This is a genomic window from Staphylococcus sp. EG-SA-18, from assembly GCF_017151825.1.
Lineage (GTDB): Bacteria > Bacillota > Bacilli > Staphylococcales > Staphylococcaceae > Staphylococcus > Staphylococcus aureus.
Map to the genome: position 1 here is coordinate 1 of NZ_JACYVY010000053.1, position 5,885 is coordinate 5,885.

The following is a 5,885-nucleotide window of genomic DNA, read 5'->3' on the forward strand; positions in this document are numbered from 1 at the left end:
ATGTACAATAATAACGTACTTATTGTATAACAACTATTTTGTTGCAATGATGGTTTATTATGTCGTTATATCGTTAATAATGCTAGATAATTTTAAAAAAATGAAAAACCGTGAATATCAAAAAGAAATAGCAGAAAAAAATAGACATATTAATACATTAATTGCTGAACAAGAGCGACATAGAATTGGTCAAGACTTACATGATACGTTAGGGCATGTGTTTGCAAGTTTATCATTAAAATCAGAATTAGCTTATAAACTAATAGATGCTGATGTAGAAAAAGTAAAAGCTGAATTATTAGCAATTAATAAATTATCTCGTGAATCATTGAACAAAGTTCGAGAAATTATTGATGATGTAAAATTACCATCATTTATTGAAGAGATTGATAGTATACGTAAAGTTTTAAAAGATGCTGATATTGATTTTACATTTGAAAATAAAGAATTAGCGCAAGTATTAAGTCCTACTAAACAATCTATGTTAGTTATGATTACGCGTGAAGCGATAAATAATGTTATTAAACATGCAAATGCTTCAAAAGTTCATGGTAAATTAAAAACTGTAAACAATCATAAATTACTGCTTATGATTGAAGATGATGGCAAAGGTATCGATAGTGATTGTGAGGTGAAAAGTATTTCACAGCGTGTACAACATTTAAATGGAACTTTAGCAGTCGACTCAACAAATGGAACTAAAATAATCATTGAAATCTCAACAGGAGGAATAGCATGACATCTTTAATTATTGCAGAAGATCAAAATATGTTACGACAGGCAATGGTTCAATTAATTAAACTACATGGTGATTTTGAAATTTTAGCAGATACTGATAATGGTCTCGATGCAATGAAACTTATTGAAGAATATAATCCTAACGTTGTTATTTTAGATATAGAAATGCCAGGCATGACTGGACTTGAAGTTTTAGCGGAAATTAGAAAAAAGCATTTGAATATTAAAGTGATTATTGTAACAACTTTTAAAAGACCGGGATACTTTGAAAAAGCAGTTGTGAATGATGTGGATGCATATGTTTTAAAAGAACGTTCTATAGAAGAATTGGTGGAAACCATTAATAAAGTAAATAACGGAGAGAAAGAATATAGCGCCACATTGATGACTTCATTTTTTGTAGATAAAAACCCATTAACGCCCAAAGAACAAATTGTATTAAGGGAAATTGGCAATGGTTTAAGTAGTAAAGAAATAAGTGAAAAATTATTTTTGACAGATGGAACAGTTAGAAATTATACATCTGTTATAATTGATAAATTATTTGCAGATAATCGTTTTGATGCTTGGAAAAAGGCAAATGAAAAAGGCTGGATCTAAATACAAACAAAAAAGTATTGAGTGTTTTGATTTAAGAGACTTGGAAAGTGAGTCAATAATCAAAATCTTACTCAATACTTTTATTTTGGTACTCGCAATTTAGATTTGTTAACTAATTTTTTCGCTTATTATAAAACGAAACAATCAAGTAAACGATAAAGCCTACAAAGATACCCAATAAAATAGATAGTACTGCCGTCACTATTAATGGTAATTTGAAAAATATTTGTAGGAAAATACCAATGATAATTGCGATAATTACTGCAATTAATGTGACTGTATTTTCATTTGAAATGTTCATTTATTTTCACTCCTTAACAATAACATTATATCATGCTATAGCTTTCCAAAATATTGAAATATGTAGATATGGCTATTGACGATATTTCTTAACTTTTATATGATTAATCGGAATGAAAAAAGAGAAGTAGGTGGCAATATGAAGTCAAATAAATCGCTTGCTATGATTGTGGTAGCCATCATTATTGTAGGTGTATTAGCATTTCAATTTATGAATCATACGGGTCCTTTCAAAAAGGGGACGAATCATGAAACTGTACAAGATTTAAATGGTAAAGATAAAGTACATGTTCAAAGAGTTGTGGATGGTGATACATTTATTGCAAATCAAAATGGTAAAGAAATTAAAGTTAGGCTTATAGGGGTTGATACGCCAGAAACGGTGAAACCGAATACGCCTGTACAACCATTTGGCAAAGAAGCATCAAATTATAGTAAGAAGACATTAACAAATCAAGATGTTTATTTAGAATATGATAAAGAAAAACAAGATCGCTATGGTAGAACATTGGCGTATGTATGGATAAGTAAAGATCGTATGTACAATAAGGAATTAGTGGAAAAGGGACTTGCTAGAGAGAAGTATTTTTCACCAAATGGCAAATATAGAAATGTATTTATAGAAGCACAAAATAAAGCTAAACAACAGAAATTAAATATTTGGAGTAAATAATTAAATAGGTGATTATATATATTAAAGTAAAATATACTTGAAGCATCGATTTATTATTACCATAAATTTATATATAGAAATAATTTAAAGGCATAATAACCATAGTGCGTATCGAGCGTAATGGATTATTATGCCTTTGATTTTACTTGAATATAGCTGTGATTTGATCAACCTGTTCTTTATTTAAAGGGTGTTTAGATAGCTCTATGGCTTCGCTAATAATACGTCGTAACGAAGATTTTGTTGAAACTGTATCAACATATTTATCTCTTTCTTCAGAACCTTGAATGATATTAACTGTACCATCACTAAAGTAAATAACACCGGTACTTTGGACTTTAAAGTTAAAGTTTTGTTCAATATGATCCTTTAATGCTTTCGCATTATTTGCTGCTAATTGATACGGATCATAATCATAAAAATCATAAATAACACGATTTGGTTGAACTGTTTCTGTAAAAGTATAGATAGACTTTCTTGATGAATTAAACTGATCATGATATTGCTGGCTAATGTAATGACCGACAACTTTTTCAATATTACTATTGCTTATTTCTGTATCATGCTCATCAGGTACATCAAAGTGATAAAATGTTTTTTCACCCCAGCTTTTTACATCAACGTTTATTAAACCGATATCTGAAACAATGATAAAATCAAATGAACGTGCATACTCGAAAAACGGATGTTTAGTAGCTAAATTGCTTGTAACGATAATATCGTAATATTTTAATTTACCATTTTCGAGATAGCTATCTAAAATCTTGCGTAATTCTCTTTTAGCATTTTTGTATGCATGGTGGCCAACATCATTATTAGAACTCAGCATTTGACTTCTTAATTCAGCATTTTCTGCACTTAATGCTTTGTTCTTTTTAATAAGTTGCTTTCTTGCATAAACTTCGGTATCTATTTTACTATTACTATACCTTTGATTTAAAACTAATATACCAATTAATGCTACAATGATAATGATAAGTACAACATAAAAAGACATTTTTTCACCAATCCTTTTTGACTTCTTTAACTTTGTATACAATAATAATTAATAAAGATTAATTGTTATTCAATTTCCCACATTTTTATTAGTTGATTTTAGTTCATCATTGTTATAATCAAATTATAAACTGACAGATATTGATGTTCAATGAATATGACGTGAAAGATTCGTGAATTCAAGTTTATGTCGAATTTATGTTATAACGGTCATTTAAATGACAGAATTAGGTCACTCATAGTATTTTGAAGATTGAATTCATTAATTTTAAAATGTATAATGATATTTGTGAAAGCGCTTGCTTAGGAGGTGTATTTGAGAGTGAATGAAATGAATGCTAAAGAACAATTAGTGGACAATTTAATGAAAACATCATCGCAATTATTTAAATTTCACGGTGAAGTTGCCATGCAGCTTTTCTTAAATGATGAATTAAAATTACCTTCTATTGTTGAAATATGCGTGGAACGTAAGCGTTTAAGTGATATTGTGAAAGTTATTCCGCAATCATATGCGTTACTATACATAGATAAGCAAGATCAAGCAATAGCTAAAGAAGATTTATCACTTTCAAAAATTGCAAAAGTTTATGTGCAATATGATGATACAACAATAATGAGTATTTTCGTTTATGATGTAGTAAACGATGAATGGATTTTTAGATTGGATCCGAATATACGTATACCTAAGAGTAACATATACTTCCATAGTTTAAATTGGGATGTGGATTATATTAAACCGGAGATTGTTCTAATGTATGATCTAATGCAACACCATCAGTATCATCATTATTCCAATTATAAACGAGTCATAGATGCATTAAGCTACTATCAATTTTTTATTTTAAAATTTGTAGTAGGTGAGCAACGTATTAAGGATGCAATCCAGAGAACAATAAATAATTAAGAAAAAGCAATTCATAACGCAGTTGAATACATGTGTTACGAATTGCTTTTATATTAGTTTTTATCACACAAGTTTTTTAATGCAACCCCGTGATAGCAAAACTCATATGTAGATAATACAGCTTTTTCAGCATCATCTACATGAATTCCAAACATCATCGAGATTTCCGAAGCACCTTGGTTAATCATTTTTAAGTTAATTTTTGATTCAGCTAAGGCATGTGTAATTTTATTTGCAGTACCGATGACTTTATTCATACCTTCGCCGACAATCATTAATATTGCTAAATCATGCTCAATACTTAGCTCATCAACATCACATTTTTGACGAATTTCATTTAATACTTTTGTTTCTTTATTTTGAATTTGTTTTGAACGCATAACGATACTGATAGTATCAATACCTGAAGGCATATGATCAAATGAAATATTATTATCCTCTAAGACACCTAATATCTTTCTAGTAAACCCGACTTGTCTATTCATTAAATACTTTTTGATATTAATAACGGTAAAATCTTTATCACAACTTATACCGCTAATCACATTTTTCGCATTTATTTCTCTATCATGCACTATAAATGTACCTTTATCTTGAGGGCGGTTCGTATTTTTAATCACCACAGGGATGCGATCTTTATAAAGTGGTTGTAAGGCTTCATCATGGAAAACACTAAAACCAGCATAAGATAATTCACGCATTTCTCGATAAGTGATTTCTTCGATTAATTCAGGATCTTTGATGATATTTGGATTAGCTTTATAAATACCAGACACATCGGTGAAATTTTCATAAATTGTAGCTCTAACACCACTTGATATGATGGCGCCAGTTATATCTGATCCGCCACGTGGAAATGTAACTATATATCCTTCATGAGATACGCCGAAAAATCCTGGGATAATTAGTTTCTCATCATAATCTCTTAATTTTTTAATTTCAGAGTAAGCACTATCTAATATTTGTGCTTCTTGTGGGACGTCAGTAACAAAAATACCCGCTTCCTTCGGTGATATATATTTTGTTGGTATACCTTGACTATTATTATATAAAGCTATCAATTGCGCATTAAAATCTTCACCACAAGAAAGTAATGCATCTAATAGTCTCTTTGGTTCATTTTTTAATTGATTAATATAATGTTCCAAAGTCACATCTATCGTCCGTAAAATACTTTCATCCATTTGCAATTCTTTTACAATATCATCATAACGCTGAATAATTTCTCTTTTTTTATCATGATAATCAAGATGATTAATGACCTTTTCATATAATCTGATTAACAAATCAGTTGTTTTAATATCATTATCATGTCTTTTACCTGGAGCAGAAACGATAACAATCTTTCGCTCTGGATCAGAATTAACAATATTTAAAACCTTTTTAATTTGAGTAGCATTGGAGACGGAGCTACCACCGAATTTGGAAACTTTCATAGTGCATGCCAACCTTTCTAAAAAATCAGAAAATTGTATTCAGTTTTGTAAGTAAGAATGATATTATGTATTTATATTTTGAATATTACGAACTTTACAAAAATAAAGAATAATTCTATACTATACTATCATCTAGTGTTTTTCAATAATACATTTGTTTTTCTCAAAAGCACAAACGGAGGTACATAAAATGAAAAAATTAAATATAGCATTATTAGGATTAGGTACTGTCGGA

7 protein-coding genes are annotated in these 5,885 nt (G+C 29.3%); 4 read left to right on the top strand and 3 right to left on the bottom strand.

Annotated features, from left to right (window positions below; translation table 11 throughout):
* Both IDG66_RS11170 and IDG66_RS11175 read left to right on the top strand, forming a co-directional pair.
* The coding region (locus tag IDG66_RS11170; protein ID WP_206172196.1) for a sensor histidine kinase at positions 1-739 on the top strand (739 nt) is incomplete at its 5' end.
* A complete protein-coding gene (locus tag IDG66_RS11175) occupies positions 736-1,338 on the top strand; it encodes a response regulator (protein WP_000202390.1) in 603 nt (200 codons plus the stop codon). The genes IDG66_RS11170 and IDG66_RS11175, both read left to right, overlap by 4 nt.
* Before the next feature lie 112 nt (positions 1,339-1,450).
* Here the strand turns inward: IDG66_RS11175 and IDG66_RS11180 are convergent, their stop codons facing one another.
* Complete coding sequence (locus tag IDG66_RS11180; RefSeq protein WP_001027143.1) at positions 1,451-1,639, bottom strand: hypothetical protein; 189 nt, start codon at positions 1,637-1,639, stop codon at positions 1,451-1,453.
* Positions 1,640-1,777: 138 nt separating this feature from the next.
* Between IDG66_RS11180 and nucI the strand changes: the two genes are divergently transcribed.
* Positions 1,778-2,311 carry a thermonuclease NucI gene (gene nucI, locus IDG66_RS11185; protein WP_000841351.1) on the top strand — a complete coding sequence of 178 codons (534 nt, stop codon included), beginning with the start codon at positions 1,778-1,780 and terminating at the stop codon, positions 2,309-2,311.
* A gap of 142 nt (positions 2,312-2,453) precedes the next feature.
* Here the strand turns inward: nucI and IDG66_RS11190 are convergent, their stop codons facing one another.
* Positions 2,454-3,308, bottom strand: a complete 855-nt coding sequence (locus IDG66_RS11190; protein WP_000011823.1) for a hypothetical protein — start codon at positions 3,306-3,308, stop codon at positions 2,454-2,456.
* Positions 3,309-3,638: 330 nt separating this feature from the next.
* Here IDG66_RS11190 and IDG66_RS11195 point away from each other — a divergent pair, with 330 nt between their 5' ends.
* Positions 3,639-4,214, top strand: a complete 576-nt coding sequence (locus tag IDG66_RS11195; RefSeq protein ID WP_001803470.1) for a hypothetical protein — start codon at positions 3,639-3,641, stop codon at positions 4,212-4,214.
* Positions 4,215-4,267: 53 nt separating this feature from the next.
* On the opposite strand, the gene IDG66_RS11200 is transcribed toward IDG66_RS11195, so the two are convergent.
* Positions 4,268-5,650: an aspartate kinase gene (locus tag IDG66_RS11200; RefSeq protein ID WP_000868645.1), complete on the bottom strand. Its 1,383-nt coding sequence runs from the start codon at positions 5,648-5,650 to the stop codon at positions 4,268-4,270.
* Between the last annotated feature and the right edge of the window lie 235 nt (positions 5,651-5,885).

Bases quoted from the DNA above. Each gene is read 5' to 3' on its own strand.
- nucI (WP_000841351.1), top strand. From the start codon at position 1,778: ATGAAGTCAAATAAATCGCTTGCTATGATTGTGGTAGCCATCATTATT.
- IDG66_RS11190 (WP_000011823.1), bottom strand. From the start codon at position 3,308: ATGTCTTTTTATGTTGTACTTATCATTATCATTGTAGCATTAATTGGT.
- IDG66_RS11180 (WP_001027143.1), bottom strand. From the start codon at position 1,639: ATGAACATTTCAAATGAAAATACAGTCACATTAATTGCAGTAATTATC.
- IDG66_RS11175 (WP_000202390.1), top strand. From the start codon at position 736: ATGACATCTTTAATTATTGCAGAAGATCAAAATATGTTACGACAGGCA.
- IDG66_RS11195 (WP_001803470.1), top strand. From the start codon at position 3,639: ATGAATGCTAAAGAACAATTAGTGGACAATTTAATGAAAACATCATCG.
- IDG66_RS11200 (WP_000868645.1), bottom strand. From the start codon at position 5,650: ATGAAAGTTTCCAAATTCGGTGGTAGCTCCGTCTCCAATGCTACTCAA.